The sequence below is a fragment of the Burkholderia sp. PU8-34 genome, assembly GCF_053427725.1.
Genome location: NZ_JBSAXC010000016.1, coordinates 24,965 through 50,534, shown reverse-complemented (window position 1 = coordinate 50,534; position 25,570 = coordinate 24,965). Strand labels below are relative to the sequence as shown.

The window sequence follows — 25,570 nt, the reverse complement described above, 5'->3', positions numbered from 1 at the left end:
GCTGATCCCTCACGCGCGACGCCCGTTCATGCAAGCCAGCCGCACGACCTTCCGCTTCGGGCGCCGCGCCGGTGCGTGCCGGGGGAGCGCCCGCCGGGCGTACCCCGGGGGCACTTCTTCCGGGGCGCAAAACGATATTGCGCCCCTTCGGGCGCACCCCAAGAGCACTTCCTCCGGGACACAAGGCTACATTGCGCCCCTCCGGGCGCCCCGTGCCGACGGCTTCACGCTGCTCGAAATGCTCGTCGTGCTCGTGATCGCGGGGCTCCTTGTATCCCTCGCGTCGCTGTCGCTGACGCGCAATCCGCGCACCGACCTGCGCGAAGAAGCGCAGCGGCTCGCGCTGCTGTTCGAGACCGCCGGCGACGAGGCGCAGGTGCGCGCGCGGCCGATCGCGTGGCAGCCGACCGCGCACGGTTTCCGCTTCGACGAGAGCACTGCCGACGGCTGGCGCACGCTGCATGACGACCTGCTGCGTCCGCGCGACTGGGACGGCGGCGTCACGGGTGCCGACATCGATTATCCGGGCGCCGGCCATCCGGGGTCCGACATGCAGGCATCGCGCGTGGTGTTCGGTATCGAGAGCATCGACACGCCGGTGCGCGTGACGCTGCATTCGACAGCCGGCATCGCGACGATCGTCGGCACCGGCAACGGCCGCTACGAGGTGCAGTGACGATGCGTCGCCGGCCGCTCTCCCCTTCCCGCGCTGCGCGCGCGTTCACGATGATCGAGGTGCTGGTCGCGCTCGCGATCATCGCGATCGCGCTCGGCGCGTCGATCCGCGCGGTCGGCACGATGGCGACCGGCGCATCGGACCTGCATCGCCGGATGCTGGCCGGCTGGAGCGCCGACAACGCGCTCGCGCAGCTGCGTCTCGCGCATGCGTGGCCGCAGATCGGCGAGCAAAGCTTCGACTGTTCGCAAGGCAACGTGCAGCTCGTCTGCACGCAGCGCGTCAGCGCGACACCGAATCCGGTGTTCCGGCGCGTCGAAGTATCGGTGAGTTCGCCGGGACGCTCCGGCGTGCTCGCGCAGATGGTCACGGTGGTCGCGAATGAAACCAGCCGCTCGCTCTGACGCAGTCCGTCGCGCCTGCGCCGACGCCACGTGCTCCGGGAACCGCCCGCAGGCTGCGCCCCACCGTGCGCGCCGCCCGGCGGCACTTCGTTCTGCCCGCTCCCCAAGGGGACTTCCTTCTGGGCGCGGCTTCACGCTGATCGAGCTGATGATCGCGATCGCGATTCTCGCGGTCGTCGCCGTGCTGTCGTGGCGCGGGCTCGACCAGATCATGCGCGGCCGCGACAAGGTGGCGTCCGCGATGGAGGACGAGCGCATCTTTGCGCAGATGTTCGACCAGATGCGCATCGACGCGCGCCGCGCGGCGACCGACGACGAAGCGGGCCAGCCCGCGATCGGCGTCGCCGGCAGCACGCTGCAGATCGTCCGCGACCTGGACGTGCCGGGCGCCGCGCCGCGGCTGCAGGTGATCCGCTACCGGATCGCGGGCGGCCGTGTCGTGCGTTACGCGTCGCCGCCGTTCGACGACGCGAACCAGCTGCGCGACGCGCTGAAGAACGTCAGCGTCGACGGCTGGAGCGCGGTGGCGCTGATGGGCGGGGTCGGCGCGATCGACGCGAAGCTCTATGTGCCGCGCGTCGGGTGGACCACCAACCTGCAGGCGGCCGACGACGCGCTCGCGCAGAACAACGACGCGCAGAAGGTGCCGCAGCTCGGCAACGCGCCGCCGCCGCGCGCGGTGACGGGCCTGCAGGTCAGCATCGGCGCGACGTCGCTGCGCGTGCCGGTCACGCGCATTTTCCTGGTCGGGGAATGACGATGCGTGCGCCCCACCGTTCTTCACCCCCCACTTTCCCGCGTGCGGCGGATACGGGCCGCGCAGGCGTTCCCAGCGCGGCGCGCGCCCGGCGCGCAATGCGCCGCCAGCGCGGCGCGGCGATCATCACCGCGCTGCTCGTCGTCGCGCTGTCGGCGATCCTTGTGTCGGGGATGCTGTGGCGCCAGCAGGTGCAGGTGCGCCGCATCGAGAACCAGCGCGTGCTCGCGCAGGCGCAGTGGGTCGCGCGCGGCGCGCTCGACTGGACGCGGATGGTGCTGCGTTCCGAAGGCGACACGGCGCCCGGCATCACGTATCTCGGCGGCATCTGGGGCGTGCCGATCGCGAAGACGAAGCTGTCGGACTTCATGGGCAAGATCGGCATCACCGACGGCAGCGGCGGCGACGACACCTACATCTCCGGCTCGATCGAGGACGCGCAGGCGAAATTCAACCTGCGCAACCTCGTGTCGACGCCCGCACCCGGCGTGCTGCAGCTGAACGCCGCGCAGCTCCAGGCGTTCCAGCGCCTGCTGACGACGCTCGGGTACGACGGCGCGTTCGCGAAGCGGATCGCGATGCAGGTGCGTGCGGGCCTCATGCACTCGGCGTCGCGCTTCCAGATACCGACGCTGCCCGGCGCCGGGGGCGCGCCCGTCGTGCCGGAAGCGGGCACGGGCACGCAGGGCGCCACGTTCACCGACGAGCCGGGCATGGCCGACAGCGAGCGCGGGCCCGCGCCGCTGATCATGACGAGCGTCGACAGCCTGCTCGACGTCGACGGCGTGACGCCGGAAATGGTCGAGCGGCTGCGCCCGTTCGTCACCGTGCTGCCGACGACGACGCCCGTGAACATGAACACCGCGCCCGCCGAGGTGATCGCCGCGCTCGTGCCGGGCATGAGCGTCGCGTCGGCGCAGGCGCTCGTGTCGCGCCGCGAGACCGTGTTTTTCCGCAACGTCGGCGACGTGACGCTCGCGCTGCGCGGCGCCGGCGCGCCGAACGTGACGCCCGACACGAGCCAGATCGACGTCAATTCGAACTATTTCATCGTGCATGGCCGGATCCAGCACGATCGCGCCGAGGTCGATCGCACCTCGCTCGTGTATCGTGATCCGACCACGCACTCGACGCGGGTCGTGCGCATTCGCGACCAGCTATAACGACGCCATTCGGGAGAGGAGCCCTTGAGCACGCTGATTGTTTTACTGCCGCCGCGCGAGCCCGCCGTGCCGTTGCAGGAATGGCAATGGCCCGAGCTGCCGTTCATGCTCGTCGACAAGGCCGGCCAGACGCAGCGCGCCGGCCGTGCCGCGCTCACGCTGCTGCCGCGCGCGGCCGCGACGGTGCTGATCGTCGCCGCGCGCGACGTGCTGCTGCTGGCCACGACCATGCCGCCGCTCAAGGGGCCGAAGCTGCGCCAGGCGCTGCCCAACATCGTCGAGGATCAGCTGATCCAGGATCCGCAGGGCTGCCACATCGCGGTCGACCCGGCCGCGCTGCCCGACGGGCGCCGCGTGCTCGCGGTCGTCGATCGCGCGTGGTTCCGCACGATCTGCGACGCGTTCACCGCGGCCGGCCATCGCCATTTGCGTGCGGTGCCCGCGATGCGCTGCCTGCCGTCACCGCTCGCGTCGGCCACGGCCGATCCCGCGCCGGCGGCCGGCGGTGAAAGCGGCGCGGCCGATGCGGCCGATCCGGTGCCGCCGGCGCGCCCGACCGCGGTGGCCGCGGTGCTTGGCGTCGCGACGTCGGTCGAGCCCGTGCTCGTCGAGGCGGGCGCGCAACCGGGCGCGGCCACCGCGCCGCGTCTCGAACTCGCGGTGGCGCGCGGCCCGCTCGGCGAAGGCTTTGCCGCTCCCGCGCAGCGCGCGTCCGGCACGCTCGCCGCGCTCTCAGGCGGCGCCCCGGTGGAGCTGTACGAACTCGGCGAGCCGGGCGCGGAGCCTCGGCTCGCGTCGGTCAGGCGGTCGGATGCCGATGCAACGGGCGCTGCGGGCACGGCCACGCTGCTGCCGGGCGCGGCGCCGCTGCCGTTCGACGCGTTCGCGCGCCGCGCGCTCGCCGAGCGCTTCGATCTGTGCCAGTTCGAATTCGAATCGCAGCCGTGGCGCTTCGACCGTGCGACGCTGAAGCGCCTGCGCGTGCCGATCGCGCTTGCGGCGGCAACGCTCGCGGTCGCGTTGGTCGGGATCAACCTGCACTGGTGGAAGCTCTCGCGCGAGCGCGATGCGCTATCCGCGCAGATCACCGAAACGCTGCTGACCGCGTTCCCGAAGACCACGACGGTGCTCGATCCGGCCGCGCAGATGCAGCGCCAGCTCGACCAGCTGCGGCTCGCGGCGGGCGAGCTGTCGCCGAACGACTTCCTCGCGCTCGCCAGCGGCCTGTCGCGCTCGATGGGCGCGCTGCCGCTGAACGGCATTGCGTCGCTCGATTATCACGACCGGCGGCTCGACGTCGGCTTCAAGCAAGGCGTGACGGTCGATCCGGACTTCACGCAGCGCCTCGCGCGCAACGGGCTCGCCGGCGAAGTCGACAGCAGCACGGGCAAATGGACGATCCGGAGCCGCTCATGAAGGCAGAACTGAACCAGACCCTCGCGCAATTCTGGGGCGAGCGCACGCCGCGGGAAAGGTCGATGCTCGGCTGGGGCGGCGCCGTGCTGGCCGTCGCGATCGCGTATTCGGTGTTGTGGTCGCCCGCGCAGGAAGGCCGCGCGCGGATCACGCGCGCGCTGCCGGCGATGCGCGCCGAGCTCGCGAAGATGACCTCGCAGGCGAACGAGGCGCGGTCGCTCACGGCCGCCGCGCAAGGCGTTGCGCCGACCGGCGCGGCGCTGAAGGATGCGCTGACGGCGTCGCTGTCCGACCACGGGCTGCCGGCGCCGCAAACCCAGGTGATCGGCAGCGGCGTGCAGATCCAGATGAAGAACGTGGCATTCCCGGCGTGGACCCAATGGCTCGACGACGCGCGCAAGCAGTTCAAGGTGCAGGTCGGCGAGGCGCACGTGACCGCGCTGAAGGAAGACGGCCAGGTCGACCTGACGGCCGTGATGCAACCGGCGACGCAGAAATGACGCAGCGGACGATGCAGCAGACGATGCAAGCGGTGGCCGGTCGATGAGGCCGTGGCCGAAGCGGTTGGTCGCCGCATTGCCGTGGCTCGCGGCGGGCGGGTTCGCATGCGCGATCACGCTGGTCGCGCTCGCGCCGGCCGCGTGGATCGCGCCGCAGTTCGCGCGCGCGACGGGCGGGCACGTGAATCTCGTCGATCCGGACGGCTCGGTGTGGCACGGCTCGGGCACGCTGATGCTCGCGCCGGGCGCCGATCGCAGCGCGGCGACGCTGCTGCCGGGCCGGGTCGAATGGACGACGCGCTTCTGGCCGCTGCTGACCGGGCGCGTGCAGATGCGGATGCGGCAGACGGAGGCGATGCCCGAGCCGGTCACGCTCGATGCGACGTGGCGCGGCGCGGTGCTGTCCGCGGGCGCGATGGCGGTGCCCGCGTCGCTGCTCGCGGGGCTCGGCACGCCGTTCAACACGCTCGACCTGCAGGGCGACGTGCGGCTCGGCTGGACCGACTGGCGGCTCATCGGCAGCAACACGTTCGGCCAGCTGACGGTGACGATCGATGAAATGAGTTCGCGCGTGTCGCGCGTGAAGCCGCTCGGCTCGTACCGCGCGGTGCTGCAGGCGAAGGGCGCGGGCGCGGATCTCGACCTTGCGACGACGAAGGGGCCGCTCTTCCTCGACGGCCACGGCGCGTTCGGTGCGGCCGGCGGATCGTTCCGCGGCACCGCGCATGCGGCGCCCGAGCAGCAGGCGAACCTCGCGGGGCTGCTGAACCTGCTCGGCCACCCGATCGGCAACGGTGAGGTGTCGCTGATCTTCGGCGGCGACGCGGCGCGCTGACGCGCGCTGCGCGTGCGTCAGGTCGCACTTCTGCGCGTGTATCGGTCACTTCCGCACACGCCGCGCATGCCGCACGGGCTTCTGGTCACTTCTGCGCGAGCGGCGCGGCCGCCGTGCCGGGTGCGCCGCCGGCCGGCACGGCCGAGGCTCCGCTCGCCGGCGCGGGCGCGGCCACGCTGCCCGTCTCGCGCGCCATCTGCGATACGTTCCAGCCGCCGCCGAGCGCCTTCACGAGCCCGACCGACGACACCATCCGCTGCCCCGAGATCGTCGCGAGCTTCTGCTGCGCGGTGAACGCGGTCGTCTGCGCGGTCAGCACGTTCAGGTAGCCGACCGTGCCGGCCTTGTACTGGTTCGTGACGATCGCGAGCGCGTGCTCGGCGCTGTCGACCGCCTGCCGCTGCACGTCGATTTCCTGTGCGAGGATGCGCTGCGATGCGAGGTTGTCCTCGACGTCCTGGAATGCGGTCAGCACGGCGAGCCGGTACGCGGCGACGTCCTGGTCGTAGGTCGCGCGCGCGGCATCCGTCTGCGCGGCGCGCAGGCCGGCGTCGAACAGCGTCGCCGCGAGCTGCGGGCCGACCGTCCAGAAGCGCGCCGGCAGCGTGAACAGCTGCGACCACACCGAGCTTTCGACGCCGCCCGTCGCGGACAGCGTGAGCGTCGGGAAGAACGCCGAGATCGCGACGCCGATCTGCTCGTTGGCCGCCGCCGCGCGGCGTTCGGCCGCTGCGATGTCGGGCCGCCGCTCGAGCAGCGTCGACGGCACGTCGACCGGCGTGATGGGCGGCTCGGCGGTGAGCGGCATGGCCGGCAGCGAGAACGTCGACGCCGGTTCGCCGATCAGCGTCGCGATCGCGTGCTCGAACTGCGCGCGCGCGACACCGTTTTCGATCGCGGCGGCCTGCGCGCTTTGCAGCTGCGTCTGCGCCTGGATCACGTCCGCGCGCGCGGCGACGCCCTGCGCATACTGGTTCTGCGTGAGTTGCAGCGAGCGCACGTACGATGCGACGGTCTCGTCCAGCAGCTTTTGCAGTGCGTCGGACTCGCGGAGCTGGAAGTAGGTCTGCGCAAGTGTCGCCTGCTGCGACAGCCGCGCGTTCGCGAGATCGGCGGCGGCCGCCGCCTGCCCCGCGCGCTGCGCGCTGACGTTGCGGCTCACCTTGCCCCACAGGTCGGGCTCCCACGATGCGTCGAGGCCGACGCTGTAGCTGTTGTTGATGGATCCGGAACTGCCGCTGCTGAAGCTCGACGACGAGCCGGACGACAGCGACGCGCGCGGCGTGCGGGCGCGCGATGCGGACGCGGTCAGCCCGACGGTCGGGAAATACGCGGCGCGCGCCTCGGTGACGAGCGCGCGCGCCTGCCGGTAGGCGGCCGCCGATTGCGCGATGGTCTGGTTCGACGCGTTGAGCTTGTCGATCAGCGCATTCAATTGCGGATCGTTGTAGACGGTCCACCACGCGCCGCGGTCCGCATGATCGGCCGGCTGCGCGACCTTCCAGCCGGCGGGCGCTTCCTTGAACGCGGCGGGCATCGGCGTGTCCGGGCGATGATAGTCGGGCCCGACGGCGCAACCGGCAAGCAGCACGGCCGTCGCGAAGGCGACGGCGGCGGCGAGCGGCCGACGGGCGCGCGGGGATGGGGCGTACGGCATGGCGTGATTCCTGTCTGGGCGCGCTGCGGCGGACGGGCGCGCGATGCGGCCGGGATGCCGCAGGCGGACAAATGGTAACTGACGGCGGGAAAGCTGCGCACCCATTAGGGTACGGCGCGCGGTGGCGGGAATGTGTTACCGGCGCGGGGCGCCGGGTTACCGGGCATTACGGATCGCTTGCGGCAGACAGGTGCGGGGGATCGGCTGGGTCAGTGGCAGCGCACTGGCAGTGCAAGTCGCGCGTCGTAACTGATTGCCTGAAATAATATTGACTATGCAATCAATTTTCAAGATACTGGGCGCGTTTTTCCGTCAAAGCACTGTTGCTGTGCGCACAATCGAATGAACGGCGGCCTTTACGATCCCGACAACATCGAGCTGGAAACGAGTCTCGGCTACTACCTGACGAAGGCACGCCAGGCGCTCGTCGAGCGGATGGACCGTGCGCTCGAGCCGCTCGACCTGACCGCGCAGCAGATCGGCGTGATCCTGCTGCTGTCGCGCGGCTACGCGCGCACGCCGTTCGAGCTGTCGCGCAAGATGTCGTACGACAGCGGCTCGATGACGAGGCTGCTCGACCGTCTCGAGCGCAAGGGCTTCATCGCGCGGGCACGCAGCGAGCAGGACCGCCGCGTGATCGAGCTGTCGCTGACCGAGCGCGGCGCCGAAGCCGCCCGCGCGCTGCCGTCGGTGATCGCGACCGCGCTGAACACGCAGCTCGAAGGCTTCTCGGCCGACGAGCTCGCGATGCTCACCAGCCTGCTGCAGCGCTTCATCGCGAACGGCCCCGGCACGCTTGCGTGCGAATCGTCCGGCGCGCCGGACTGCTGATCCCGCTGACCCCGCGCGAGGCACCCATGTTCAGCGCATGTTTCGATTAAGCGTTCACTTATTTATCTGTCTGGGCAGAAGATGACGCGTCATACGCTCACCACCCCGTGTTTCCCGCTGCCCCTGGCCGGATCGTGCTGCATCGCGATCCGGCACGCCGTGCGCGCGCGTTGTGTGCGCCGTCGCACCTAGGAGATTCCGATGTCTGCCACCACGGCTTCCGCGGGCTCGCCCGCCTCCCCCGCCGCCGAACCGGCGCCGCTGACCGGCGGCGCCCTCGCGCTGCTCACCGTCGGGCTCGCGCTCGGCACCTTCATGGAAGTGCTCGACACGTCGATCGCGAACGTCGCGGTGCCGACCATTTCGGGCAGCCTCGGCGTTGCGACGAGCGAAGGCACCTGGGTGATTTCGTCGTACTCGGTCGCGTCCGCGATCGCGGTGCCGCTCACCGGCTGGCTCGCGCGGCGGGTCGGCGAGGTGCGGCTGTTCACGCTGTCGGTGCTCGCGTTCACGATCGCGTCCGCGCTGTGCGGCCTCGCGGAGAATTTCGAGACGCTGATCGCGTTCCGGCTGCTGCAGGGCCTCGTGTCGGGGCCGATGGTGCCGCTGTCGCAGACGATCCTGATGCGCAGTTATCCGCCCGCGAAGCGCGGGCTCGCGCTCGGGCTATGGGCGATGACGGTGATCGTAGCGCCTATCTTCGGCCCGTTGCTGGGCGGCTGGATCAGCGACAACTACACGTGGCCGTGGATCTTCTACATCAACCTGCCGATCGGCGTGTTTTCGGCGGCCTGCGCGTTCGTCCTGCTGCGCGGCCGCGAGACGAAGACGACGAAGCAGCGGATCGACGCGATCGGCCTCGCGCTGCTCGTGATCGGCGTGTCGTGCCTGCAGATGATGCTCGACCTCGGCAAGGACCGCGACTGGTTCAACTCGAGCTTCATCGTCGCGCTCGCGATCATCGCGGTCGTGTCGATCGCGTTCATGCTCGTGTGGGAGGCGACCGAGAAGGAGCCGGTAGTCGACCTCACGCTGTTCAGGGACCGCAACTTCGCGCTCGGCGCGATGATCATCTCGTTCGGCTTCATGGCGTTCTTCGGCTCGGTCGTGATCTTCCCGCTGTGGCTGCAGACGGTGATGGGCTACACGGCCGGCAAGGCCGGCCTCGCGACCGCGCCGGTCGGGCTGCTCGCGCTCGTGCTGTCGCCGCTGATCGGCCGCAACATGCACCGGCTCGACCTGCGGATGGTCGCGAGCTTCGCGTTCTGCGTGTTCGCGGGCGTGTCGATCTGGAACTCGACGTTCACGCTCGACGTGCCGTTCAGCCACGTGATCCTGCCGCGGCTCGTGCAGGGGATCGGCGTCGCGTGCTTCTTCGTGCCGATGACGACGATCACGCTGTCGAGCATTCCCGACGAGCGGCTCGCGAGCGCGTCCGGGCTGTCGAATTTCCTGCGCACGCTGTCCGGCGCGATCGGCACCGCGGCCAGCTCGACGTTCTGGGAGAACGACGCGATCTACCACCACGCGCGGCTGTCGGAATCGGTGAGCGTTTATGCGCAGAGCACGGTCGACTACCAGAGCGCGCTCGCGCAGCTCGGCGTCGCGGGCCAGATGTCGAACGCGCAGCTCAACCAGATCGTCACGCAGCAAGGCTTCATGATGGCGACCAACGACTTCTTCTACCTGTCGGCGGCCATGTTCGTCGCGCTCGCGGCGCTCGTGTGGATCACCAAGCCGAGGAAGGGCGCGGGGCCGGCGATGGGGCACTGAGCGCGCGGCGGGGGTGGCGCGTCACTCGCGCGCCCGCAACCCGCCGAACGCGAGATCGTCGCCGGGCGCGATCGGCAGCGTCGCGCGTGCGACCTCGAGCCACGCGCGCGCCGCGTGCGACAGGTAGCCCTTCTTCAGCCACCCGAGCGCGATCGCCCACGTGATTTCCGGCTCGACGATCGGCCGGCACGTGAACTGCCCCGCGTCGAGGCGCCGGCAGTACGGCTCGGGCAAGAGCGCGATGCCGACGCCCGCATGCACGAGCGCGGCCATGAAATCCCAGTGGCCGCTGCGGCTCACGATCGACGGCGTGAAGCCGACTTGCCGGCATGCGTCGAGCACCGCGTCGTGCAGCGCGAGGCTCTCCGCGTAGAACACGAACGACTCGCGCGCGAGGTCCGCGAGCGGCACGGCCGCATGGTCCTCCCAGCGCGACTCGCGCGGCGCGACGAGCCATAGCGGCGCGCGCACCATCGGCAGCCGGTCGAACACGGCGGGATCGACCGGCTCCAGCAACCCGCCGAGCTCCAGCTCGCCCGACATCAGCGCCGCCTCGATCATCCGCGCGCCCTGCTCGAACAGCTTCAGCTCGATGTTCGGATAGCGCTGCTTGTACGCGGCGATGATCGGCGTGAACAGCGAACCGCCGAGCGGCGGGATGCCGATCGTCAGCTCGCCGCGGCCGAGCGTGCCGAGGTCGTTCAGCTCCGACTGCAGCTGCGCCTGCGCGGCGAGCACCTCCTGCCCGCGCTGGAACACGATCCGCCCGGCGTCGGTCAGCACCATCTGCCGGCCGTCGCGCAGCAACAGCGGCGAGCCGATCTCGTCCTCGAGCGCCTTCACCATCTTGCTGATGGTCGGCTGGGTCACGAACAGCCGGTCGGCCGCCGCGGTGAAGCTCTGCTGGCGGACCACCTCGACGAAATACCGCAGCGCGCGCAATTCCATCGGCGCCTCCCCAAATTGGTGCAACGGTCAGTGAATTCCGATATGGAATGGCAAGGATAGAGACAAGTCATTTTATTTATGGATAAGGGAATTCTATACTTGCGTCATTGAAGAAATATCTGTATTGGAGCCCGCCATGAACAAGTCGATCGCCGTTGCCGCCGCCCGGCCCGCCGTCCCTGCTGTCCCCGCCGGTGTCGCGCACACCGGTCGGATCGCGCTGCAGGCCGCCGCGCTCGGCGCGCTGTGGATGGCCGTCGACTGGGCCGTGCGCGCGGTCGGGCTGCCGATTCCGTCCGGCGTGATCGGCCTCGCGGTGCTGCTCGTGCTGCTGTTCTCCGGCGGCGTCGCGCCCGCGTGGGTGAAGGACGGCGCGAACTGGCTGCTGTCCGACATGCTGCTGTTCTTCGTGCCGGCCGCGGTGGCCGCCGTCCAGTATGGCGGGCTGTTCCGCGAGGACGGCTGGCGGCTCGCGCTCGTCGTCGTCGCGGGCACCGCATTCGTGATGGTCGCGGTGGCCGTCGCCGTCGATCTCGCCGCGAAGCTCGAGCGCCGCGTCGCCGTGCAGCGCGTGGCCGCCGAACGCCGCCGCGTGCGCGGTTAGGCACGTTCCCCTGTTTTGAAAAGAATCATTCGTGGGGCTGGCCGCAATTAGCGTGAACAGGCCCTAACCCGCCCGTTTCCGGAACCGCCTGCCTGGAGCCCGTCATGTTTGCCCCGCTGTCGAACCTGTCCGCCGATCAGACGAATGCCGCGATCTCCGTCGGCTGCTTCGTGCTGACGGTCGCGCTGTATTTCGCGTCGAAGCGGCTCTATGCGTACAAGAAGACACTGCTGTTCTCGCCGCTCGTGTTCGTGCCCGGCGTGCTGGTTGCGCTCGTCGCGCTGACGGGCATCCCGTATTCGGTCTACTTCCGCGACACGCGCTGGCTGATGTGGCTGCTCGGCCCGGCGACGATCGCGTTCGCGGTGCCGATCTACGACTACCGCGACCTGATCCGCCGCCACTGGCTGTCGCTGTCGGTCGGCGTCGCGGTCGGGATTGCCGCCGGGGTCTGCGGGTCGCTGCTGCTCGCGAAGCTGCTGCACCTGTCGCCGGAGCTGCAGCGTTCGCTGATGACGCGTTCGGTGTCGACGCCGTTTGCGCTTGCGGTGTCCGACAAGATCCACGCGCCGAAGGACCTGACCGCGCTGTTCGTGATCGCGACCGGCATCTGCGGGATGCTGCTCGGCGAGATCGTGCTCGCAATCGTGCCGATGCGCACGCGGCTCGCGCGCGGCGCGCTGTTCGGCGCGGCCGCGCACGGCGTCGGCACCGCGAAGGCGCGCGAAATCGGCAGCGAGGAAGGCGTCGTGTCGAGCCTTACGATGATGATCGCGGGCGTCGCGATGGTGCTGCTCGCGCCGCTGCTGACGCTGCTGCCGATCTGAGCGGCAACCGGCGCACGCGAGCGGTGCGCGCCACGGCGGGCGTCCGCGCGGGGGCGCTCGCCATGCAGACCTTCCGCCCGCAGCGGCAAGCGGCGCCCGGGAGCGATTCGCCCGCCGCGGCGCTGGATCGTCCGGCCGACCGGCGCCGGCCGAGACCACGGGCCACTCCAGTCCGCTCGGGACCACCCCGAATCCGCCGCCGCGGACCGCCCCGCGCGCCCCGTTCCCTTCATCCCGCCTCCACCCACCCGACAATCGGCTGAGATAGCCGCAAATCCCCCCTCTTTTCCGCCCATCGGCGTCGGGCCGGATGCCGAACAATGCATGCTACGAGACATCACGCACGCATTCACATGGCCTCCACGACCGCAAATCCGCCCGCCGACAAACCGGCCTCGTCCGGCAAGCTCAAGCGCATCGCGCTGTTTGCCGTCATCGCGCTCGGCGCGGCGGCCGCCGCCGCGGGCGGCATGTACGAGTTCCTGAGCAAGCAAGGCGTCGGCCACGTGGCCGCCAGCAGCGAGCCGGCGCCGCTCGCCGCGCCGGTGTTCTTCCCGCTCGAGCCGCTCACCGTGAACCTGCAGTCGGACGACGGCATCCAGCACTACCTGCGCGTCGGGCTGTCGCTGAAGCTCACCGATCCGAAGGCACAGGAGCAGCTGACCGCGCGGATGCCGGAAATCCGCAGCCGGATCCTGCTCGCGCTGTCGAACAAGCATCCCGAGGAACTCGCGACGCCCGACGGCAAGCGCGCGCTCGCCGACGAGCTGAAGGGCCTGATCGAGCAGCCGACCCAGCCGGGCAACCAGCGCGCGAAGGTCGACGACGTGCTGTTTACCGAGTTCGTCGTCCAGTAACGCGGCCGCGAAAGGAGCGCGCATGGGCCACGAAGAATTCATGTCCCAGGAGGAGGTCGATGCCCTCCTCAAGGGCGTCACGGGCGAAACCGATTCGGTCGACGAGCAGCGCGACCCGTCGGGCGTCCGCCCCTACAACATCGCGACGCAGGAGCGGATCGTCCGCGGCCGGATGCCCGGCCTCGAGATCATCAACGACCGCTTCGCGCGCCTGCTCAGGATCGGCATCTTCAACTTCATGCGGCGCACGGCGGAAATCTCCGTGAGCCAGGTGAAGGTGCAGAAGTACAGCGAGTTCACCCGCAACCTGCCGATCCCGACGAACCTGAACCTCGTGCACGTGAAGCCGCTGCGCGGCACGTCGCTGTTCGTGTTCGATCCGAACCTCGTGTTCTTCGTCGTCGACAACCTGTTCGGCGGCGACGGGCGCTTCCACACGCGCGTCGAGGGCCGCGACTTCACCGCGACCGAGCAGCGCATCATCGGCAAGCTGCTGAACCTCGTGTTCGAGCACTACACGACCGCGTGGAAGAGCGTGCGGCCGCTGCAGTTCGAGTTCGTGCGCTCGGAGATGCACACGCAGTTCGCGAACGTCGCAACGCCGAACGAGATCGTGATCGTCACGCAGTTCTCGATCGAGTTCGGGCCGACGGGCGGCACGCTGCACATCTGCATGCCGTACTCGATGATCGAGCCGATCCGCGACGTGCTGAGCTCGCCGATCCAGGGCGAGGCGCTCGAAGTCGACCGCCGCTGGGTGCGCGTGCTGTCGCAGCAGGTGCAGGCGGCCGAGGTCGAGCTGACCGCGGATCTCGCCGAGGTCCCGACGACCTTCGAGAAGCTGCTCAACCTGCGCGCGGGCGACGTGCTGCCGCTCGAGATCGGCGACACGATCACCGCGAAGGTCGACGGCGTGCCGGTGATGGAATGCGGTTACGGGATTTTCAATGGTCAATATGCGTTGCGCGTGCAGAAGATGATTAGCGCGAGCGACACGATGAAGGAAGGTGGATATGAGTGAGCTGAATCAGACGGCCGAACTCGACGCACAGGCGCTTGCCGACGCCGCGCTGGCGGAAACGGCTGCAGCGCAGGCCGGGACCGACCCCGGCATGGACGACTGGGCCGCGGCGCTCGCCGAGCAGAACCAGCAGCCGGTGCAGGCGGGCGCGACGGGCGCCGGCGTGTTCCAGCCGCTGTCGAAGGCCGCGGCGAGCTCGACGCACAACGACATCGAGATGATCCTCGACATCCCGGTCAAGATGACCGTGGAGCTCGGCCGCACGAAGATCGCGATCCGCAACCTGCTGCAGCTCGCGCAGGGCTCGGTCGTCGAGCTCGACGGCCTCGCGGGCGAGCCGATGGACGTGCTCGTCAACGGCTGCCTGATCGCGCAGGGCGAGGTGGTGGTCGTCAACGACAAGTTCGGCATCCGCCTGACGGACATCATCACGCCGTCCGAGCGCATCCGGAAGCTGAACCGATGAGATTCGTGGTGCCGGGCCGGCGGCCCGGGCGTATGGCCGCCGTCGCATCGGCGGCCGCGCTGGCCGCTGCGTCGCTTCACGCCGGCGTGGCGGCGGCCGCCGACATGAACGCGGTGAATCACGCGGACGCGATCGCGTCGGGTGTCGTCGTCGGATCGGCCGCGCCGTCGCTCGGCGTCGGCGCGGTGCTGCAGACGCTCGTCGGGCTTGCGGTGGTAATCGGCCTCGTGTTCGGCTGCGCCTGGCTCGCGCGCCGTTTCGGCTTCCAGCCGGCACGGCGCGGCGGCCCGCTGAAGGTCGTGTCGAGCGTCGCGGTCGGCGCGAAGGAAAGCGCGACGATCGTCGAGATCGGCGACACGTGGCTCGTGCTCGGCGTCGCGCCCGGCAACGTGCGGCTGCTGCATGCGCTGCCGGCGGGCAGTGCCGCAGCCACCGCGGCCGACGGGCCTGTCGTGCCCACGCCATCCACCGGCGGCGGGCTGCCCGGCACGTTCGGCCAGCACCCCAATCCCCCGGGGGGACTTCCTTCGGCGCCGGGCACTTCCTTCGGGACGCGTTTTCGCGACGCGCTTGCGGGCGAGGCCGCGAAACGCCTCGGGCGCGGCAAGGACCGCTGAGATGCCGCCGCGCCGTCGGGCCGCTCGCCGCAACGGAAGTCCCGCTGCGGGACACATCGCGGCCGGCCGCCTCGTACCGTGCCTGAGCCGCGACGGCGTCGACCCGCGTGGGCCGGCGCGCCCTCTTCCACTCACCGCATTCCGATGAAACACGTTTTCCTGCGCCGCGCGGCGCGCATCGCGCCCGCGCTGATCCTCGGCCTCGTCCCCGCGCTCGCGTGCGCGCAGGCGGCGGGCCTGCCCGCATTCAACGCGGCCCCCGGCCCGAACGGCGGCACGACCTATTCGCTGAGCGTGCAGACGATGCTGCTGCTCACGATGCTGTCGTTCCTGCCGGCGATGCTGCTGATGATGACGAGCTTCACGCGCATCATCATCGTGCTGTCGCTGCTGCGGCAGGCGCTCGGCACGACGTCGACGCCGCCGAACCAGGTGCTCGTCGGCCTCGCGATGTTCCTCACCTTCTTCGTGATGTCGCCGGTGCTCGACAAGGCGTATTCCGACGGCTACAAGCCGTTCTCCGACGGCAGCGTGGCGATGGAGCAGGCCGTGCAGCGCGGCGTCGCGCCGTTCAAGACCTTCATGCTGAAGCAGACCCGCGAGACCGATCTCGCGCTGTTCGCGAAGATCTCGAAGGCCGCGCCGATGCAGGGCCCGGAAGACGTGCCGCTGTCGCTGCTCGTGCCCGCGTTCGTCACGAGCGAGCTGAAGACGGGCTTCCAGATCGGCTTCACGATCTTCATCCCGTTCCTGATCATCGACATGGTCGTCGCGAGCGTGCTGATGTCGATGGGGATGATGATGGTGTCGCCGTCCACCGTGTCGCTGCCGTTCAAGCTGATGCTGTTCGTGCTGGTCGACGGCTGGCAGCTCTTGATCGGCTCGCTCGCGCAGAGCTTCACCTGATTCCGCGGAGTAGCCGATGACCCCCGAACAAGTGATGTCGCTCGCCCACCAGGCGATGATGGTCGGCCTGCTGCTCGCCGCGCCGCTGTTGCTGGTCGCGCTCGCGGTCGGCCTCGTCGTGAGCCTGTTCCAGGCCGCGACGCAGATCAACGAAACGACGCTGTCGTTCATCCCGAAGCTGCTCGCGGTCGTCGCGACCCTCGTGATCGCGGGGCCGTGGATGCTGACGACGATGCTCGACTACCTGCGGCAGACGCTGCTGCACGTCGCGACGCTCGGCGCGGGCTGAGCGGCGCGCGCCTCACGACTCGGACGATGTTCTCGGTCACTTACGCGCAGCTCAACGCGTGGCTCACGGCATTCCTGTGGCCGTTCGTGCGGATGCTCGCGCTGGTTGCGACAGCGCCGGTAACGGGCCACGCGTCGGTACCCGTGCGCGTGAAGATCGGCGTTGCGGCGTTCATGGCGCTGATCGTCGCGCCGACGCTCGGCGCGATGCCGGCCGTCACCGTGTTTTCCGCGCAGGGGATCTGGATCGTCGTCACGCAGTTCCTGATCGGCGCGGCGATGGGCTTCACGATGCAGGTCGTGTTCGCCGCGGTCGAAGCCGCCGGCGACGCGATCGGCCTGTCGATGGGCCTCGGCTTCGCGACCTTCTTCGATCCGCACGCGAGCGGCGCGACGCCGGTGATGGGACGTTTCCTGAACGCGGTCGCTGTGCTCGCGTTCCTCGCGTTCGACGGCCACCTGCAGGTGCTGGCCGCGCTCGCCGCGTCGTTCCAGTCGCTGCCGGTGTCGGCCGACCTGCTGCACGCGCCCGGCTGGCGCACGCTCGCCGCGTTCGGCGCGACGGTGTTCCAGATGGGGCTGCTGCTCGCGCTGCCGGTCGTCGCAGCGCTGCTGATCGCGAACCTCGCGCTCGGCATCCTGAACCGCGCGGCGCCGCAGATCGGCATCTTCCAGGTCGGCTTTCCGGTCACGATGCTGGTCGGCCTGCTGCTCGTGCAGCTGATGGTGCCGAACATGGTGCCGTTCTTCGGCAAGCTGTTCGATATCGGGCTCGATGCGATGGGGCGGGTGCTGCTCGGCTGGCGCTGACGCGGTCCGCTTCAGGCCGGCTGCCGGCGCATTATTCCCCGATGCGTTCGGCAGCCGGTTCTCACACGGTGTTAATCAGCGAGGACTGAACCACCCGCCAAATGCACCCTGGATAGCGCCGCTCGCCATACCCGCCAGACCGCTGGCAGCCCAGGGGACGCCGAGCATCGGTCCTGTGACAGCGCCGGCGATCCCGCCCGCGACCGAGCCTTGCAGCCCGCCGATGACAGCGGCCCAAGGATTGGCGGCCCCCGAGACCAGCAGGCGCTCGTCGTCTGATAGCACACGAAGAGTATCGGACGTATCGAGCGAATCACACGTGAACATCATGTTTTTATGACTGGTAGCATATGTCACTTCGGTCAACTCCTTTTTTTCAAAATATAAAAAAAAGTCTCGCTTAATGCGACACCTATTGCCGTGGTGAATAGCGTAGAGGCCGTCCCAGCCGGCAGGATCGCGAATTTGATATTGATGAAATGGACGGCAATGCACGAGAAAATCGCATTCAATATCCTGACAACAAAAACAAGAGCGAAACGACTCACAGATTTCTCCGAATTAGCGGGATCGATTTCAACGCATACCACAGGCATGCAGGTTACTGACTCGATCGAAGAATCGATATCGTAAAAACTTTATTTTTCTGATGTTCGATATGGGCACCCGTCGGCGGCGCCGCACCGCACGCGTTAGACCAACCCGCTTTCGTACGCGTATTGGATCAGGTCGATATTCGTATCAGCCTGCAGCTTTTTCATCGCTGTGTATTTCTGCGTCGACACAGTACTGACCGAGCGACCGAGCATTTTTGCAATGCTCGCGAGCGAGTGACCCAATGCGAACAGGCGCACAACGTCAAGCTCTCTCTGCGTCAGCCTTGGGTATCCGTCGCTGCCGCTCGCGCCGGCTTGCTCGACGATCGCGCGGACCGTCGGCGAAAAATACCGCGTGCGGCCAGCGCGCACGTGCCGACATGCACGAACGATCTCGTCGATCCCGTCTTCCTTGCTGACGATGGCTTTCACACCCAGTCGCAGCGCAGTTGCGAAGATGCTCGGATTCTTTTGTGCGGTAAGCACGACGGATTGCGCGTCCGGCGCGACGTCGCGCAGCTTGCGCAGCAGCCTCAGGCCGTCGATCGGTTTGTCGCCCCGATTCATCGAATAGTCGACGACGACGAGATTGACTGGAGACCGCTTCAAGGCGTCGATCAGCGCCGCTCCACTGTTGCAACAATGCACGATTCGGAAATCCGGTGCCCATTGCGGTAGGCGCCTCAGCATTTCGATCACGATCGGATGGTCGTCGGCAATGGCGACGGTGGTTGTACTCATTGAATCGTCCACACGCAATATCGAGTCAAAAAGCTACCCGAATCGATTAAGAAAAATCCGGGTCGGCACGCTGCGCAACGCCATGCCTCCCCGTCGGCCAATGATTTCTATGGTGATGTCTCGTTTCCGCGATTGGTTCGGACGCAACGGATGATTCCTGTCGTCCGTCGTACCAGCCAAAGCGTAATGGCGGGAAATCGGCATCGGTAGGACTGTCGCCATTCCACGTCGCGACGCGATCCGGCTGGAGGTACGCGCATCCGTGCATGTGCGCCGGATTCGTGGAAAACCCCTAAAGGAACCGCCGGTCCGCGAAAGGTTGCAGAAGGTTTCGCGTCTCTATACTCGTTTCAACGATGCAAGAAGCATCGCGCCATACGGATAACGAACGGAGACAACCCGATGCGACCCATCCTGCGCCACCTCGCCGTTGCAGCCAGCCTCACCTGCGCGTTCGCCGCGCACCCCGCTTTCGCCGCCGACGACGGCGGCAAGGTCACGATCATGGTCGGCGGGATCGCGAAGCTGATCTACCTGCCCGCGCGCCTGACTCAGGAACTCGGCTATTTCAAGGACGAAGGGCTCGACGTCGAGCTGCTGTCGCAGCCGGCCGGCGTCGACGCCGAGAACGAGCTGCTCGCGGGCGCCGTGCAGGGCGTCGTCGGCTTCTACGACCACACGATCGACCTGCAGAGCAAGGGCAAGGACGTGAAGGCGATCGCCGTGTTCGGCCAGGTGCCGGGCGAAGTCGAGATGGTGTCGACGAAGGCCGCGCCGACGTTCAAGTCGATGGCCGACGCGAAGGGCAAGACGCTCGGCGTGACGGGCCTCGGCTCGTCGACGAGCTTCCTCACGCAATACCTCGCGCTCGCGCACGGCGTGCAGTCGACGCAGTTCACGATGCTGCCGGTCGGCGCCGACGCGAGCTTCATCGCCGCAATCAAGCAGGGCCGGATCGACGCCGGGATGACGACCGAGCCGACCGTGTCCGCGCTCGAGAAGATGGGCGACGCGAAGGTGCTGGTAGACATGCGCACCGTCGAAGGCACGCGCGCGGCGCTCGGCGGCACGTATCCGGCCGCGAGCCTGTACGTGCAGTCCGCGTGGGCCGATTCGCACAAGGCGCAGGCGATCAAGCTCGCGCATGCGTTCGCGAAGACGATGCAGTTCATCCATACGCACAGCGCCGAGGACATCGCCGCGAAGATGCCGGCGGACTACCAGAAGGACAAGGCGATGTACGTGACCGCGCTGAAGGCGTCGCTGCCGATGTACACGTCCGACGCGAAGATGCCGGCCGACGGCCCGGCAACCGTGCTGAAGGTGCTGTCGGCGTTCAACCCGTCGGTGAAGGGCAAGCACATCGACCTGTCGCGTACCTACACCAACGAGTACGTGAGCGCGAAGTAAGCGCGAAACACGGAAGGCGGCGGACGATCCCGCCGCCCCGGCCCCCCGTTCCGGCCCGGCTGACCGGCCCCGGCGCCGCCGGCCAAGGCGGCGCGCCACACGCAGGACAACATGCGATGAACCAGGCAGTTTCACCGAGCACACCGGCGATCGAGTTTCGCAACGTGTCGTGCCGCTTCATTTCGCCGGAAGGCAAGGCAACCGTCGCGCTGCGCGACTTCAGCATGAGCGTCGCGCGCGGCGAATTCATCGCGATCGTCGGGCCGACCGGCTGCGGCAAATCGACGACGCTGAACCTGATCACGGGGCTGCTGAAGCCCGCCTCGGGCGAGGTGCGCGTGATGGGCCGCCCGGTCGACGGGATCGATCCGCGCATCGGCTTCGTGTTCCAGGCGGACGCCGTGTTCCCGTGGCGCAACGTGATCGACAACGTCGCCGCCGGCCCGCTGTTCCGCGGCCGCTCGAAGGACGTCGCATACGCGCAGGCAGAGGAATGGATCCGCAAGGTCGGCCTCGACAAGTTCACGAAGCACTACCCGCATCAACTGTCGGGCGGGATGCGCAAGCGCGTCGCGCTCGCGCAGACCTTCATCAACCAGCCGGAAATCCTGCTGATGGACGAGCCGTTCTCCGCGCTCGACATGCAGACCCGCACGCTGATGCAGGACGAGCTGCTGCAGCTCTGGTCCGCGAACAAGGGTTCCGTCGTGTTCGTCACGCACGACCTCGAGGAAGCGATCGCGCTCGCGGACCGCGTGTTCGTGCTGACCGCGCGCCCGGCGACGCTGAAGCGCGTGTACCCGATCGACCTGCCGCGCCCGCGCGTCACGTCGGAGATTCGCTATCACCCGCACTTCATCGAGATTTCCAAGGACATCTGGCACGACCTGCGCGAAGAAGTGCAGATCGGCTGACGCATGCAAGGACAAAGCAAGGACAGGAGCATGACTGACATGACGCTTCCCCCCACCGCCATTCCGACGACGACGCTCGAGGAAGAGTCGCGCGTCGCACAGGCCCGGCTGCGCCGCCGCCGGCAATTGATCATCGGCCTGCGGATCGCCGTGCTCGTCGTCGTGCTGGGCGGCTGGGAACTCGCCGCGCGGCTCAAGTGGATCGATCCGTTCTTTTTCTCGCAGCCGACGCTGATCTTCGCGCAGATCCAGGACTGGTTCGTCAACGGCACGTCGCAAGGGCCGCTGCTCACGCAAGTCTGGGTGACGCTCGAGGAAACCACGATCGGCTTCCTGATCGGCTCGGTCGCCGGCGTGCTCTGCGGGATCGTGCTCGGCCGCAACAAGCTGATGTCCGACGTGTTCGGCCTCTACATCCAGATCGCGAACTCGATCCCGCGCGTCGTGCTCGGCTCGATCTTCGTGATCGCGCTCGGCCTCGGGATGGCGTCGAAGATCGCGCTCGCCGTCGTGATGGTGTTCTTCGTCGTGTTCGGCAACGCGTTCCAGGGCGTGCGCGAAGCTGACCGCTACCTGATCGCGAACGCGCAGATCCTCGGCGCATCGCGCCGGCAGATCACCACGTCGGTCGTGATTCCGTCCGCGCTGAGCTGGATTCTCGCGAGCCTGCACGTGAGCTTCGGCTTCGCGCTGGTCGGTGCGGTCGTCGGCGAATTCCTGGGTTCCAAGCAGGGTATCGGCCTGCTAATCTCCACGGCCCAGGGCGCGTTCAACGCGAGCGGCGTGTTCGCGGCGATGATCGTGCTGGCCGTGGTCGCGCTCGCCGCCGACTACCTGCTGACCTGGCTGGAGAAGCGGCTCTTGAAGTGGCGTCCGGCGCAGTTCTGAGCGCCGCACGAGCCGCACGATAAAGATGGACCCGACCGCGCCTGAGGCCCTACCGGCCCCGGCGCGGTTCGGCATTGAGGAGAAGGAGCGAGAACGGATGACGCACAGCCTGCGTGGGCGGCTGCTCTGGTGGCTGCTGCTGCCGCTCGCGGTGTTCGTGCTGATCGCGGGCGCGATGTCGTACGACACCGCGCGCCGCACCGCCGACCTCGTGCAGGACAGCGCGCTCGTCGCGTCCGCGCGCACGATCGGCGAGGACGTCGAGTGGCGCAACGGATACTTGGCGGCCGACGTGCCGCCCGCCGCGCTGGAAATCTTCGAGTCGCCGTCGCGCGATTCGGTGTTCTACAAGGTGATCGACGGCCACGGCCGTCTGCTCGCGGGCAATCCCGATCTCGAGGTGCCCGCGCAGCACGGCGCCGATCCGTCGCTGTACGACACCGCACTCGACGGCATCGCGCTGCGCGCGGTCGCGTACGACCGCCAGCTGTACAACGAAGGCCAGGTCGAGACGGTAACGGTGGCCGTCGCGAAGACGACGCGTTCGCGCGGCGCGATGGTCGACACGATCTGGCGGCCGCAGCTCGCGCGCCTGTCGCTGATGCTGATGCTCGCCGTCGTGCTCGTATATCTCGGCCTGACCTTCGAGCTGCGGCCGCTGATGAAGCTGAAGGACGACGTGGCCGACCGCGGGCCGATGGAGCTGGAGCCGATCCGCCCCGAGCGGCTGCAGCACGAGCTGCGGCCGATCGTCGACGCGATCAACCAGTGCATCGCGCGGCTGAACACGCATACGGCGACGCAGCGGCGCTTCATCGCCGACGCCGCGCACCAGCTGCGCACGCCGATCGCGGTGCTCGACACGCAGATCCAGTACGCGCAGCAGCGCGAGCGCGACGATCCGGAGCTGACCGCGATGCTCGACAGCATGCAGCGCAGCAGCCGCAAGATGGCCGACGTGACCGACAAGCTGCTGCTGCTCGCGCATGCGGAGGCGACGCCGTCGACGCTGCTCACGCATCGCGTCGATCTGGCCGCGGTCGTATCGAGCGTGTTCGAGGAGACGATCGTGCTCGCGCAGCGGCGCAACATCGACCTCGGCGCCGATCTCGGCGAGCATCTCGACGTGACGGGCAGCGACAGCCTGCTGACCGCGCTCGTGATGAACCTCGTCGACAATGCCGTGCGCTACACGCAGCCGGGCGGCTGCGTGACGGTCGCCGCACGCCGCGACGGCGACACGGTCGTGCTCGACGTGATCGACAACGGCCCCGGCATTCCGGCGGAAGCGCGCCCGCACGTGTTCAAGCGCTTCTACCGCGTGTCGAGCGATACTGAAGGTTCGGGGCTCGGGCTCGCGATCGTGCGCGAGATCGCGCAGGCGCACGGCGGCATGGCGTCGCTCGCGCCGGGGCCCGGCAACCGCGGGGTCGTCGTGACGGTGCGGCTGCCCGCCTATGTTTGAAGAGATGCTGCAATGAAACTCCTGCTGGTCGAAGACAACGCCGAACTCGCGCACTGGATCGTCAACCTGCTGCGCGGCGAGGATTTCGCGGTCGACAGCGTCGGCGACGGCGAAGGTGCGGACGCGGTGCTGAAGACCGAGCGCTACGACGCGGTGCTGCTCGACATGCGGCTGCCCGGCATCAGCGGCAAGGAAGTGCTCGCGCGGCTGCGGCGCCGCAACGACAACGTGCCGGTGCTGATGCTGACCGCGCACGGCTCGGTCGACGACAAGGTCGACTGCTTCGGCGCGGGTGCCGACGACTACGTCGTGAAACCGTTCGAATCGCGCGAGCTGGTCGCCCGGATCCGCGCGCTGATCCGCCGCCAGGCGGGCGTCGGCGCGACACAGCTCGTGTGCGGCGATCTCGTCTACGCATTCGGCACGCGCGAATTCCGCTGCAACGACGTGCCGCTCGTGCTGCGCCGCCGCGAACACGCGATCCTCGAGACGCTGATGCTGCAGCAGAACAAGACCGTGTCGAAGGCCCGGCTGATGGACAGCGTGTTCGCGCTCGACGACGAGCCGAGCGCGGACGCGATCGACATCTACATCCACCGGCTGCGCAAGCATCTCGCGCTCAGCACGGCGGAGATCATCACGCTGCGCGGGCTCGGCTACATCCTGCGCGCGAAGACCGCGCAAGGCTGACGCCGCGCGTCCCCACGGCCTGCCGCACACGCGGCAGCGCTTGCGCACGCCCGCAGGTCGCGGGCCCACCCCGCCGGAGCGCGGCTCGACAACTGTTGTATTTGCGCACATGCCGCGCAGTCTGCGGTGCGGCGCGAAGATCCCGCTCTGCCCCGTCCCGCGGCCCTCGGCGTCGATCAGGACTCCGGTGCGCCGCGGTCGTTCGGTGTTTTCACTGATCCGATCCGCAAGCCCGCGAAAGCGGCGCGAAGGGTTGTCCGACCTACGATGCTATGCGTCGGTCCTCTCGCTAAGGCCGGCAGGAGACGGCATACATCACGTACTGCCAACAACCGAATTTCAATGCGGCAGCTCGGAGGAGACGATCTTGAAACGAAAATACCTTGCCCTTTCCATCGCAGCGGGGCTGTGCGGCGCGACGCAGGCACACGCGCAATCGAGCGTGCAGCTCTATGGCCTGATGGACCTGAGCTTCCCGACCTACCGGACGCACGCCGACGCGAACGGCAATCACGTGATCGGCATGGGCAACGAAGGCGAGCCGTGGTTCAGCGGCAGCCGCTGGGGCCTGCGCGGCGCCGAGGACATCGGCGGCGGCACGAAGATCATCTTCCGCCTCGAAAGCGAATTCGTGGTCGCGAACGGCCAGATGGAAGACCCGGGCCAGATCTTCGACCGCGACTCGTGGGTCGGCATCCAGGACGATCGCTTCGGCAAGGTGACGGCCGGTTTCCAGAACACGATCGCGCGCGACGCCGCGGCGATCTACGGCGACCCGTACGGCACCGCGCAGCTGACGACCGAGGAAGGCGGCTGGACCAATTCGAACAACTTCAAGCAGATGATCTTCTACGCGGCCGGCCCGACCGGCACGCGCTACAACAACGGCATCGCGTGGAAGAAGCTGTTCAGCAACGGCATCTTCGCGAGCGCGGGCTACCAGTTCAGCAACTCGACGGCGTTCGCGACCGGCTCCGCGTACCAGGCCGCGCTCGGCTACAACGGCGGCCCGTTCAACGTGTCGGGCTTCTACAACCACGTGAACAACGGCGGCTTCAGGAACCAGACGTTCTCGGTCGGCGGCAACTACACGTTCAGCATCGTGCGCCTGAACGCCGGCTACTTCCGCTACAACGGCGACCAGGGCCCGCTCGGCCAGCGTCACGACGATTCGTGGACCGTGTCGCTGAAGGTCGCGCCGAAGGGCCCGCTCGACTACGAGCTCGGCTACCAGCAGATGCGCATCAAGAACGCCGCATACAACGCGGACGGCTTCACGCCGAACGCGAACCTCGGCGCGTTCAGCCTGACGAACGGTGTCGGCAGCGGCTTCAAGGAAACGATCTACGGGTCGGTGTTCTATCACCTGAGCAAGCGCACCGAGCTCTACTTCGCCGGCGACTACATGAAGCTGCATGGCGGCTACAAGGTATCGTCGACGTTCGGCGCGAGCAACCAGCTCGAGTTGACGACCGGCATCCGTACCCGTTTCTGATCTCCGGTCTGACCC

General features: G+C 68.3%; 28 protein-coding genes. 24 read left to right on the top strand and 4 right to left on the bottom strand.

Annotated features, from left to right (window positions below):
* The first annotated feature begins 28 nt into the window (after nucleotides 1-28).
* The 7 genes from ACV22Z_RS28630 (at nucleotide 29) to gspN (ending at nucleotide 5,751) form a co-directional block, all read left to right on the top strand.
* Complete coding sequence (locus ACV22Z_RS28630) at nucleotides 29-676, top strand: GspH/FimT family pseudopilin (RefSeq protein WP_448079619.1); 648 nt, start codon at nucleotides 29-31, stop codon at nucleotides 674-676.
* Between the two features lie 2 nt (nucleotides 677-678).
* On the top strand, nucleotides 679-1,080 hold the full coding sequence (gspI, locus tag ACV22Z_RS28625; RefSeq protein ID WP_448079700.1) for a type II secretion system minor pseudopilin GspI: 402 nt from the start codon (nucleotides 679-681) through the stop codon (nucleotides 1,078-1,080).
* Nucleotides 1,058-1,837, top strand: a complete 780-nt coding sequence (locus ACV22Z_RS28620) for a PulJ/GspJ family protein (RefSeq protein WP_448079618.1) — start codon at nucleotides 1,058-1,060, stop codon at nucleotides 1,835-1,837. The genes gspI and ACV22Z_RS28620 overlap by 23 nt, the downstream gene beginning before the upstream one ends.
* Nucleotides 1,838-1,935: 98 nt before the next feature.
* A complete protein-coding gene (gene gspK, locus ACV22Z_RS28615; protein WP_448079617.1) occupies nucleotides 1,936-3,000 on the top strand; it encodes a type II secretion system minor pseudopilin GspK in 1,065 nt (354 codons plus the stop codon).
* 24 nt (nucleotides 3,001-3,024) lie between these two features.
* On the top strand, nucleotides 3,025-4,416 hold the full coding sequence (gene gspL / locus ACV22Z_RS28610; protein ID WP_448079616.1) for a type II secretion system protein GspL: 1,392 nt from the start codon (nucleotides 3,025-3,027) through the stop codon (nucleotides 4,414-4,416).
* Nucleotides 4,413-4,916, top strand: a complete 504-nt coding sequence (gene gspM / locus ACV22Z_RS28605) for a type II secretion system protein GspM (RefSeq protein WP_448079615.1) — start codon at nucleotides 4,413-4,415, stop codon at nucleotides 4,914-4,916. The genes gspL and gspM overlap by 4 nt, the downstream gene beginning before the upstream one ends.
* Before the next feature lie 43 nt (nucleotides 4,917-4,959).
* Nucleotides 4,960-5,751, top strand: coding sequence for a type II secretion system protein N (gspN, locus tag ACV22Z_RS28600; RefSeq protein WP_448079614.1), 792 nt, complete (start codon nucleotides 4,960-4,962; stop codon nucleotides 5,749-5,751).
* 85 nt (nucleotides 5,752-5,836) lie between these two features.
* On the opposite strand, the gene ACV22Z_RS28595 is transcribed toward gspN, so the two are convergent.
* Nucleotides 5,837-7,408 carry an efflux transporter outer membrane subunit gene (locus tag ACV22Z_RS28595; protein ID WP_448079613.1) on the bottom strand — a complete coding sequence of 524 codons (1,572 nt, stop codon included), beginning with the start codon at nucleotides 7,406-7,408 and terminating at the stop codon, nucleotides 5,837-5,839.
* 342 nt (nucleotides 7,409-7,750) lie between these two features.
* On the opposite strand from ACV22Z_RS28595, the gene ACV22Z_RS28590 reads away from it, so the two are divergent.
* Complete coding sequence (locus tag ACV22Z_RS28590) at nucleotides 7,751-8,239, top strand: MarR family winged helix-turn-helix transcriptional regulator (RefSeq protein ID WP_448079612.1); 489 nt, start codon at nucleotides 7,751-7,753, stop codon at nucleotides 8,237-8,239.
* A 201-nt stretch (nucleotides 8,240-8,440) separates the two neighbouring features.
* Nucleotides 8,441-10,012: a DHA2 family efflux MFS transporter permease subunit gene (locus ACV22Z_RS28585; RefSeq protein WP_448079611.1), complete on the top strand. Its 1,572-nt coding sequence runs from the start codon at nucleotides 8,441-8,443 to the stop codon at nucleotides 10,010-10,012.
* A gap of 21 nt (nucleotides 10,013-10,033) precedes the next feature.
* On the opposite strand, the gene ACV22Z_RS28580 is transcribed toward ACV22Z_RS28585, so the two are convergent.
* The gene (locus ACV22Z_RS28580; RefSeq protein WP_448079610.1) at nucleotides 10,034-10,960 is read right to left on the bottom strand and encodes a LysR substrate-binding domain-containing protein; all 927 of its coding nucleotides are present in this window, start codon (nucleotides 10,958-10,960) and stop codon (nucleotides 10,034-10,036) included.
* A 136-nt stretch (nucleotides 10,961-11,096) separates the two neighbouring features.
* Between ACV22Z_RS28580 and ACV22Z_RS28575 the strand changes: the two genes are divergently transcribed.
* The 9 genes from ACV22Z_RS28575 (at nucleotide 11,097) to fliR (ending at nucleotide 17,356) form a co-directional block, all read left to right on the top strand.
* Complete coding sequence (locus ACV22Z_RS28575; protein WP_448079609.1) at nucleotides 11,097-11,564, top strand: CidA/LrgA family protein; 468 nt, start codon at nucleotides 11,097-11,099, stop codon at nucleotides 11,562-11,564.
* 104 nt (nucleotides 11,565-11,668) lie between these two features.
* The gene (locus ACV22Z_RS28570; protein WP_448079608.1) at nucleotides 11,669-12,391 is read left to right on the top strand and encodes an LrgB family protein; all 723 of its coding nucleotides are present in this window, start codon (nucleotides 11,669-11,671) and stop codon (nucleotides 12,389-12,391) included.
* Between the two features lie 320 nt (nucleotides 12,392-12,711).
* Nucleotides 12,712-13,248: a flagellar basal body-associated protein FliL gene (fliL, locus tag ACV22Z_RS28565; protein ID WP_448079607.1), complete on the top strand. Its 537-nt coding sequence runs from the start codon at nucleotides 12,712-12,714 to the stop codon at nucleotides 13,246-13,248.
* 22 nt (nucleotides 13,249-13,270) lie between these two features.
* On the top strand, nucleotides 13,271-14,269 hold the full coding sequence (gene fliM / locus ACV22Z_RS28560) for a flagellar motor switch protein FliM (RefSeq protein WP_448079606.1): 999 nt from the start codon (nucleotides 13,271-13,273) through the stop codon (nucleotides 14,267-14,269).
* Complete coding sequence (fliN, locus tag ACV22Z_RS28555; protein WP_448079605.1) at nucleotides 14,262-14,735, top strand: flagellar motor switch protein FliN; 474 nt, start codon at nucleotides 14,262-14,264, stop codon at nucleotides 14,733-14,735. Before fliM ends, fliN begins: the two co-directional genes overlap by 8 nt.
* Nucleotides 14,732-15,352, top strand: coding sequence for a flagellar biosynthetic protein FliO (gene fliO / locus ACV22Z_RS28550; protein ID WP_448079604.1), 621 nt, complete (start codon nucleotides 14,732-14,734; stop codon nucleotides 15,350-15,352). The genes fliN and fliO overlap by 4 nt, the downstream gene beginning before the upstream one ends.
* Nucleotides 15,353-15,496: 144 nt before the next feature.
* Entirely contained in the window at nucleotides 15,497-16,258 is a 762-nt protein-coding gene (fliP, locus tag ACV22Z_RS28545) for a flagellar type III secretion system pore protein FliP (protein ID WP_448079603.1), read from the top strand.
* Nucleotides 16,259-16,274: 16 nt separating this feature from the next.
* Nucleotides 16,275-16,547, top strand: coding sequence for a flagellar biosynthesis protein FliQ (gene fliQ, locus ACV22Z_RS28540; RefSeq protein WP_448079602.1), 273 nt, complete (start codon nucleotides 16,275-16,277; stop codon nucleotides 16,545-16,547).
* A gap of 26 nt (nucleotides 16,548-16,573) precedes the next feature.
* Entirely contained in the window at nucleotides 16,574-17,356 is a 783-nt protein-coding gene (fliR, locus tag ACV22Z_RS28535; RefSeq protein ID WP_448079601.1) for a flagellar biosynthetic protein FliR, read from the top strand.
* Between the two features lie 75 nt (nucleotides 17,357-17,431).
* On the opposite strand, the gene ACV22Z_RS28530 is transcribed toward fliR, so the two are convergent.
* Nucleotides 17,432-17,851: a hypothetical protein gene (locus ACV22Z_RS28530; RefSeq protein WP_448079600.1), complete on the bottom strand. Its 420-nt coding sequence runs from the start codon at nucleotides 17,849-17,851 to the stop codon at nucleotides 17,432-17,434.
* A 197-nt stretch (nucleotides 17,852-18,048) separates the two neighbouring features.
* The gene (locus ACV22Z_RS28525) at nucleotides 18,049-18,693 is read right to left on the bottom strand and encodes a response regulator (protein ID WP_448079599.1); all 645 of its coding nucleotides are present in this window, start codon (nucleotides 18,691-18,693) and stop codon (nucleotides 18,049-18,051) included.
* Between the two features lie 402 nt (nucleotides 18,694-19,095).
* Between ACV22Z_RS28525 and ACV22Z_RS28520 the strand changes: the two genes are divergently transcribed.
* The 6 genes from ACV22Z_RS28520 to ACV22Z_RS28495 all read left to right on the top strand — a co-directional run bounded on the left by ACV22Z_RS28520 (nucleotide 19,096) and on the right by ACV22Z_RS28495 (nucleotide 25,555).
* On the top strand, nucleotides 19,096-20,103 hold the full coding sequence (locus tag ACV22Z_RS28520; RefSeq protein ID WP_448079598.1) for an ABC transporter substrate-binding protein: 1,008 nt from the start codon (nucleotides 19,096-19,098) through the stop codon (nucleotides 20,101-20,103).
* A gap of 116 nt (nucleotides 20,104-20,219) precedes the next feature.
* Nucleotides 20,220-21,017 (top strand): ABC transporter ATP-binding protein, encoded by a 798-nt coding sequence (locus ACV22Z_RS28515; protein ID WP_010090260.1) that lies wholly within the window; start codon nucleotides 20,220-20,222, stop codon nucleotides 21,015-21,017.
* A gap of 30 nt (nucleotides 21,018-21,047) precedes the next feature.
* Nucleotides 21,048-21,905 (top strand): ABC transporter permease, encoded by an 858-nt coding sequence (locus ACV22Z_RS28510; protein ID WP_448079597.1) that lies wholly within the window; start codon nucleotides 21,048-21,050, stop codon nucleotides 21,903-21,905.
* A gap of 97 nt (nucleotides 21,906-22,002) precedes the next feature.
* The gene (locus ACV22Z_RS28505; protein ID WP_448079596.1) at nucleotides 22,003-23,370 is read left to right on the top strand and encodes a sensor histidine kinase; all 1,368 of its coding nucleotides are present in this window, start codon (nucleotides 22,003-22,005) and stop codon (nucleotides 23,368-23,370) included.
* 12 nt (nucleotides 23,371-23,382) lie between these two features.
* Nucleotides 23,383-24,060, top strand: coding sequence for a response regulator (locus ACV22Z_RS28500; protein ID WP_448079595.1), 678 nt, complete (start codon nucleotides 23,383-23,385; stop codon nucleotides 24,058-24,060).
* A 367-nt stretch (nucleotides 24,061-24,427) separates the two neighbouring features.
* Nucleotides 24,428-25,555 carry a porin gene (locus ACV22Z_RS28495; protein WP_448079594.1) on the top strand — a complete coding sequence of 376 codons (1,128 nt, stop codon included), beginning with the start codon at nucleotides 24,428-24,430 and terminating at the stop codon, nucleotides 25,553-25,555.
* Nucleotides 25,556-25,570: the final 15 nt, after the last annotated feature.

Excerpts from the sequence above, each read along its gene's own strand:
- fliL (WP_448079607.1), top strand. The coding sequence starts at position 12,712 with ATGCATGCTACGAGACATCACGCACGCATTCACATGGCCTCCACGACC.
- gspN (WP_448079614.1), top strand. The coding sequence starts at position 4,960 with ATGAGGCCGTGGCCGAAGCGGTTGGTCGCCGCATTGCCGTGGCTCGCG.
- gspM (WP_448079615.1), top strand. The coding sequence starts at position 4,413 with ATGAAGGCAGAACTGAACCAGACCCTCGCGCAATTCTGGGGCGAGCGC.
- ACV22Z_RS28630 (WP_448079619.1), top strand. The coding sequence starts at position 29 with ATGCAAGCCAGCCGCACGACCTTCCGCTTCGGGCGCCGCGCCGGTGCG.
- ACV22Z_RS28595 (WP_448079613.1), bottom strand. The coding sequence starts at position 7,408 with ATGCCGTACGCCCCATCCCCGCGCGCCCGTCGGCCGCTCGCCGCCGCC.
- fliQ (WP_448079602.1), top strand. The coding sequence starts at position 16,275 with ATGACCCCCGAACAAGTGATGTCGCTCGCCCACCAGGCGATGATGGTC.
- ACV22Z_RS28505 (WP_448079596.1), top strand. The coding sequence starts at position 22,003 with ATGACGCACAGCCTGCGTGGGCGGCTGCTCTGGTGGCTGCTGCTGCCG.
- fliR (WP_448079601.1), top strand. The coding sequence starts at position 16,574 with ATGTTCTCGGTCACTTACGCGCAGCTCAACGCGTGGCTCACGGCATTC.
- fliO (WP_448079604.1), top strand. The coding sequence starts at position 14,732 with ATGAGATTCGTGGTGCCGGGCCGGCGGCCCGGGCGTATGGCCGCCGTC.
- ACV22Z_RS28585 (WP_448079611.1), top strand. The coding sequence starts at position 8,441 with ATGTCTGCCACCACGGCTTCCGCGGGCTCGCCCGCCTCCCCCGCCGCC.
- ACV22Z_RS28590 (WP_448079612.1), top strand. The coding sequence starts at position 7,751 with ATGAACGGCGGCCTTTACGATCCCGACAACATCGAGCTGGAAACGAGT.
- gspI (WP_448079700.1), top strand. The coding sequence starts at position 679 with ATGCGTCGCCGGCCGCTCTCCCCTTCCCGCGCTGCGCGCGCGTTCACG.
- ACV22Z_RS28510 (WP_448079597.1), top strand. The coding sequence starts at position 21,048 with ATGACTGACATGACGCTTCCCCCCACCGCCATTCCGACGACGACGCTC.
- gspK (WP_448079617.1), top strand. The coding sequence starts at position 1,936 with ATGCGCCGCCAGCGCGGCGCGGCGATCATCACCGCGCTGCTCGTCGTC.
- ACV22Z_RS28580 (WP_448079610.1), bottom strand. The coding sequence starts at position 10,960 with ATGGAATTGCGCGCGCTGCGGTATTTCGTCGAGGTGGTCCGCCAGCAG.
- ACV22Z_RS28500 (WP_448079595.1), top strand. The coding sequence starts at position 23,383 with ATGAAACTCCTGCTGGTCGAAGACAACGCCGAACTCGCGCACTGGATC.
- ACV22Z_RS28575 (WP_448079609.1), top strand. The coding sequence starts at position 11,097 with ATGAACAAGTCGATCGCCGTTGCCGCCGCCCGGCCCGCCGTCCCTGCT.
- ACV22Z_RS28570 (WP_448079608.1), top strand. The coding sequence starts at position 11,669 with ATGTTTGCCCCGCTGTCGAACCTGTCCGCCGATCAGACGAATGCCGCG.
- fliN (WP_448079605.1), top strand. The coding sequence starts at position 14,262 with ATGAGTGAGCTGAATCAGACGGCCGAACTCGACGCACAGGCGCTTGCC.
- ACV22Z_RS28525 (WP_448079599.1), bottom strand. The coding sequence starts at position 18,693 with ATGAGTACAACCACCGTCGCCATTGCCGACGACCATCCGATCGTGATC.
- ACV22Z_RS28515 (WP_010090260.1), top strand. The coding sequence starts at position 20,220 with ATGAACCAGGCAGTTTCACCGAGCACACCGGCGATCGAGTTTCGCAAC.
- ACV22Z_RS28520 (WP_448079598.1), top strand. The coding sequence starts at position 19,096 with ATGCGACCCATCCTGCGCCACCTCGCCGTTGCAGCCAGCCTCACCTGC.
- ACV22Z_RS28620 (WP_448079618.1), top strand. The coding sequence starts at position 1,058 with ATGAAACCAGCCGCTCGCTCTGACGCAGTCCGTCGCGCCTGCGCCGAC.
- fliM (WP_448079606.1), top strand. The coding sequence starts at position 13,271 with ATGGGCCACGAAGAATTCATGTCCCAGGAGGAGGTCGATGCCCTCCTC.
- fliP (WP_448079603.1), top strand. The coding sequence starts at position 15,497 with ATGAAACACGTTTTCCTGCGCCGCGCGGCGCGCATCGCGCCCGCGCTG.